Consider the following 5,024-nt stretch of genomic DNA (forward strand, 5'->3'; position numbering starts at 1 on the left):
ATTCGTTACTACCCACTGGTGCGGCAAATGAAAGCGATGCGCGAGCAGGGTGACCTGGGCGATATTTACTCGGTCATTGGTACTTACCTGCAAGATTGGCTATTCTACGCTACGGACTATAACTGGCGGCTAGAGCCTCAGTACTCCGGAGACTCCCGAGCCATTGCCGATATCGGTTCGCACCTAATGGACTTGATTGAGCATGTAACCGGCTTGCAGATCACCGAAGTGATGGCCGACTTCTCTACGGTACACCCTACCCGAAAAAAGCCTTTGAAGCCAGTAGAAACCTACTCCGGCAAAATGCTGAAGCCAGAAGACTACGCTGATGTGCCCATCGAAACCGAGGACTTTGCTACGGTGCTACTACGCTTTAGCAATGGTAACAAAGGCACGCTTTCGGTAAGTCAGGTATCGGCCGGACGAAAGAACCGCATTAACGTAGAAATTGCCGGTTCTAAGAAAACCATTGCCTGGTGCTCGGAAACGCCTAACGAACTATGGATTGGGGAGCGCGATGTGCCAAACGGACAGTTGTTGCGCGATCCAGCTTTAGTGAACGAATCAGCGTCTAAACTGATCTCTTTCCCCGGTGGTCATAACGAAGGATTCCCAGACACCTCGAAGCAATTATTTAAGCAGGTGTATGGAGCCATTCGCAGCGATAAGCACGAAACGGACTTATACCCGACTTTTGCTGATGGACTTCGCGAGCTCTACCTGGGAGAAGCCATTGTAGAGAGTAATAAGAAACAGGCTTGGGTTAAGATATGAGACAAGCCACGGCGCAAGAAACTCCCTAACCCCCTTTTTCTAAGGGGGAGAGGCTTCAAACTCCACTTATATTTTTGCTGGAGTTTATAGTTCTTCATATTTCGTGATAATACACTGAGTGATTGAATTTATAATTGGTCGAGTAGTGACGGTTAATATCTCCCCCTTTTTTAAAGGGGGATTAAGGGGGATTTAAAAGTCAAGAAGGTCATTCACCATCTATATTTCACTACCAAAAAACCATCAACCACCATGCAACAACTAGGATTCGTTAGCGCCATTCTGGCCGAAAAGCCTTTTGAAGAAGTTATTGATTTCGCCTCCGAAAATAAATTTGCCTGCGTAGAAATGATGTGCTGGCCCGTAGGCAAAGCCGAGCGTCGCTACGCCGGTGTAACGCACGTGAATATTGACGAACTGGATGATAATCAAGTGAGCCACATTAAGGGTTACCTTAATCAGAAAAATGTCTTTATCTCGGGGCTAGGTTACTACCCTAATCCGCTGGCAGCTGATGAAGCCAAAGCAGCGCAGGAGATTGATCATATTAAAAAACTTATCCCGGCAGCGGCCAAACTAGGTATTCCAGTAGTGAACACCTTTTTAGGACGAGAACCCAGTCGTAGCGTAGACGATAACTTTGCAGTGTTTGAAGAGCGTTTCCCCGAAATTATAAAGGTAGCTGAAGAGCATAATATCAATATTGGTATCGAAAACTGCCCGATGTTCTTTACGCAGGATGAGTGGCCCGGTGGGAAGAACTTAGCCTACAGCCCCGCTCACTGGGATCGGATGTTTGATATCATTCCTAGTGCTAACTTCGGCCTGAACTACGACCCGTCGCATTTAGTGTGGATGCAGATGGACGAGATTCAACCGATCTATGATTATAAAGATCGTATCCACCACGTGCATCTGAAAGATGTAAAGGTATACCGCGATAAGCTAAATACAGTAGGGGTGCTGGCCACTCCACTGGAGTACCATTCGCCCAAACTACCCGGTCTGGGCGATGTCCGCTGGCGAGATTTCTTCTCTGCCCTTACCACCATCGGTTACAAAGGTCCCACCTGTATCGAAGTAGAAGACAAAGCCTTTGAAGATTCCGAAGAATCGATCAAGTCTTCCATTCTACTCGCTCGTAACTACGTTAGTCAATTCTATGTTTAATGGATAATTAACAGGGGAAAATTGATAGTGAGGAATATTAATTAAAAACAATTATCCATTATCCCTTTACAATTAAATCTCTTCTTCACTCGCTAAAATGCGAACGACTAATCCGTCCATATCATCAGCAATGCGCATTTGACAGGCTAAGCGGCTGGTATCGGTTACTTCCGGTAGGGTATCTAGCATATCTAGTTCAGGGTCGGTGGCTTCTTTATAGTGATCTTCACCGTCTACTACCTCTACATGACAGGTGGCACAAATTGCCATGCCACCACATGTGGCCTGCACCGGATATTCGGCAGCCTTGAGTACTTCCATCAGCGACAACTGCATATCAGTGGGTACTTCTATCGGGCTTCGCTTACCGTTCTGTTCTTCAACAAAAAATGTAATCATATTTTCGGTTATTGGTCGTCGTGGAACGGTCACTGGTCCCTCGTGTCGTATTCTTTAGCGTTACTAATAACAAATGACTATAATGTTGGCGCTCCGTTCACTGTGGTGTATTTGAAACTTGCTTTCTTTCCGCCGCTAACAATGCGGTACGCTGAGTGCGACATGAGTGCGGCCTCGTGGAATCCACAAAGAATTAGCTTTAATTTGCCAGGGTAGGTGTTAATATCGCCAATGGCGTAAATACCGGGGACGTTGGTAGAATAATCTTCGGTATTCACCACAATAGCGTTACGATCTAGGTTTAGCTTCCAGTTAGCAATTGGTCCTAGCTTAGGGCTTAAACCAAACAGAGGAATAAAGTAGTCGGCATCGACCATGGTAGAATTCTTCTCCTTATCCGTAATAACGCAGGCATTTAGCTTACCATTACCCTGAATAGCTGTTACGTTAGCATTTAGGCGAAGATTAATTTTCTGCTGATCGGCTAGGTTGACTACTTTCTCGGCAGAGTCGGGGGCCCCTCGGAAGCTACTACCCCGGTGCACCAGTGTTACTTCGTCGGCCAGTTCGGATAAATACAGTGTCCAGTCCAGCGCCGTATCACCCCCGCCGGCTAGCACTAACTTTTTGCCTCGAAACTTCTCCGGATTCTTCACGATGTAGTCAATACCCTTTCCTTCGTAGTCTTCTAAGTTTTCAATCGGGGGTTTGCGGGGTTCAAAGCAGCCTAAGCCACCGGCAATTACTACCACTTTACTAAGTACTTCGGTACCCTCGTTGGTGCGCAGCCGAAACGATTCATCTTCTAACCGTTCCAAAGATTCTACCCGCTCGCCTAACGTAGCTGTCGGGTGAAAAGGGGCTATTTGCTGTTCCAGCTTATCTACCAAGTCCTGCGCCAGGATGTCGGGGTAGCCCGGAATATCATAGATGGGCTTTTTAGGATATATTTCGGAAAGCTGTCCGCCCACCTGAGGTAAGGCATCAATCAAGTGACAGCGCATTTTTAGCAAACCCGCTTCAAATACGGCAAACATACCCACGGGACCCGCCCCAATGATACAAATATCAGTTTCTACTCGTTGATCTTCAATACTTTTAACCATCGTATAATTCCTCGTTGCTTATAGTAGAATACGCGAAACTATAGCAAATTGTTTGTCATACGAAATATTATCGTAGCAAATAAATTAAGAAATTTTTTTATACTTCTAAGTTTTGGTAGATAGTGTTCAGCGTATGCCGAAAATGCTCAAAGTCTTTGGGTTGTAAACCCTGCCATGCGGCCTTCCGAATTTGATTTACTTTTGGCTTCATAGTTGAAACTTTAGTTTGCCCTTCACTAGTTAGTTGCACCAAACATTTTCGCCGATCTTGCTGGTGCGGAACCCGCTCAGTAAGGCCCTTAGCACAAAGCAAATCTACAATACGGGTAAGTGTAGGCATCCCTTTGTAGGCGGCCTCAGCTAACTCGCTTTGGCTCAAATCGGAATGAGCATCCAGTTGTTTTAGTACGATCCACTGGTCTACCGTTACCCCGAAGTCAAACTCTATAAACTTTTGCTGAGCGTACTGCTTAATACGTCGCTGAGTTTTTTCCAGTAAGAACGAGTATTCGCTGTAAGGGTCGTTGGTAGTCATCAGTTGATTTTTAGAAGGTAGGCTTAAATATAAGTATCTTAATAATACATTCTCAGAGAGAATATATGTGAAACATCAAATCTTAAAGAATATCAATCATTAGCTGAATTTCGGCTATGGTTTATAGTGATTTATAGGTGTAGTCATTTTTTCCAACTAAATTCGGAAAAAGTTCGTATACTTGGTTAGTTAAATAAATAGATTCATGAGTCCATATCAAGTTATTGATAAAGCTGAAAAAGGAATATCCGTTACATTATTTGAGAAGATCGCCAAACAAAGTGGTTATTCTAAAGCTTCCATCGCGGGATTTTTAGGTTTAGATGTACGAACCATTAGCAACTACAAAAATCAGAAGAAAAATTTAACCAAAACGGACGCTGAGCACCTCCTAAAACTTAAAGAGTTATTTGAAAAAGGAACAGAAATTTTCGGCACTCCCGAAGAGTTTGCTCGCTGGTTAGGTAAGTCTGCTTATGGTCTTGAGGGGCGCGTGCCCGAGAAACTTTTGCAGTATATTTCGGGTATCGAGTTAGTCCATCGGGAGCTAGTTCGCATTGAATACGGTGACTTTTCCTGATGCTCCTATACCGCATCACTAGAGCTAAGTATGCTAATGAATTGGTTGCTTCAGGCTTTAAGAACCGCTGGAATGACGAAGGACAGTTTGTGATTTATACCAGCGAGTCGCGCTCGTTAGCTTGTTTGGAAAACCTGGTACACCGCAGCCACAGCGGGAACGATCAGCTTTTTCGTACCATGATTATTTTCGTGCCTGACGAACTTGCCATCCTGACGGTTCAAGAGGCAGAACTACCTAAGAACTGGCGAAAAGGTTTTTGTGATACCTGCTTACAATTAGGTTCAGCCTGGTATACCGAAAATAAATATCCGCTACTAAAAGTACCTACCACTATTATCCCTAATGAGTGGAATTATCTGATCAATGCACGCCATCCAGACTTTAGCCAAATCAAACTGGTTAGCACCGAAGGCTTTCCGTTTGACCAACGTTTGTGAAGTGTTAATTATTCAAAGCA

At 44.5% G+C, this 5,024-nt stretch carries 7 protein-coding genes; 4 read left to right on the forward strand and 3 right to left on the reverse strand.

Going from position 1 to position 5,024, the window contains the following annotated elements:
* Positions 1-774 (forward strand): Gfo/Idh/MocA family protein (locus WBA23_RS25560; protein WP_424585111.1); only part of this gene is annotated, 774 nt, incomplete at its 5' end.
* Positions 775-1,026: 252 nt separating this feature from the next.
* The gene (locus WBA23_RS25565) at positions 1,027-1,944 is read left to right on the forward strand and encodes a sugar phosphate isomerase/epimerase family protein (protein WP_424585112.1); all 918 of its coding nucleotides are present in this window, start codon (positions 1,027-1,029) and stop codon (positions 1,942-1,944) included.
* Positions 1,945-2,016: 72 nt separating this feature from the next.
* On the opposite strand, the gene WBA23_RS25570 is transcribed toward WBA23_RS25565, so the two are convergent.
* From WBA23_RS25570 to WBA23_RS25580, 3 genes are all read right to left on the reverse strand, one after another.
* Entirely contained in the window at positions 2,017-2,343 is a 327-nt protein-coding gene (locus WBA23_RS25570; protein ID WP_424585113.1) for a 2Fe-2S iron-sulfur cluster-binding protein, read from the reverse strand.
* 77 nt (positions 2,344-2,420) lie between these two features.
* Entirely contained in the window at positions 2,421-3,449 is a 1,029-nt protein-coding gene (locus WBA23_RS25575; protein WP_424585114.1) for an NAD(P)/FAD-dependent oxidoreductase, read from the reverse strand.
* Between the two features lie 97 nt (positions 3,450-3,546).
* Positions 3,547-3,984, reverse strand: a complete 438-nt coding sequence (locus WBA23_RS25580) for a MarR family winged helix-turn-helix transcriptional regulator (RefSeq protein WP_424585115.1) — start codon at positions 3,982-3,984, stop codon at positions 3,547-3,549.
* Positions 3,985-4,189: 205 nt separating this feature from the next.
* On the opposite strand from WBA23_RS25580, the gene parS reads away from it, so the two are divergent.
* Positions 4,190-4,564, forward strand: a complete 375-nt coding sequence (gene parS / locus WBA23_RS25585; protein ID WP_424585116.1) for a type II RES/Xre toxin-antitoxin system antitoxin — start codon at positions 4,190-4,192, stop codon at positions 4,562-4,564.
* Positions 4,564-5,004, forward strand: coding sequence for an RES family NAD+ phosphorylase (locus tag WBA23_RS25590; protein ID WP_424585117.1), 441 nt, complete (start codon positions 4,564-4,566; stop codon positions 5,002-5,004). Before parS ends, WBA23_RS25590 begins: the two co-directional genes overlap by 1 nt.
* Positions 5,005-5,024 lie beyond the last annotated feature (20 nt).

Source organism: Tunicatimonas sp. (assembly GCF_049647865.1).
In the GTDB taxonomy this organism is placed as follows: Bacteria; Bacteroidota; Bacteroidia; order Cytophagales; family Cyclobacteriaceae; genus Tunicatimonas.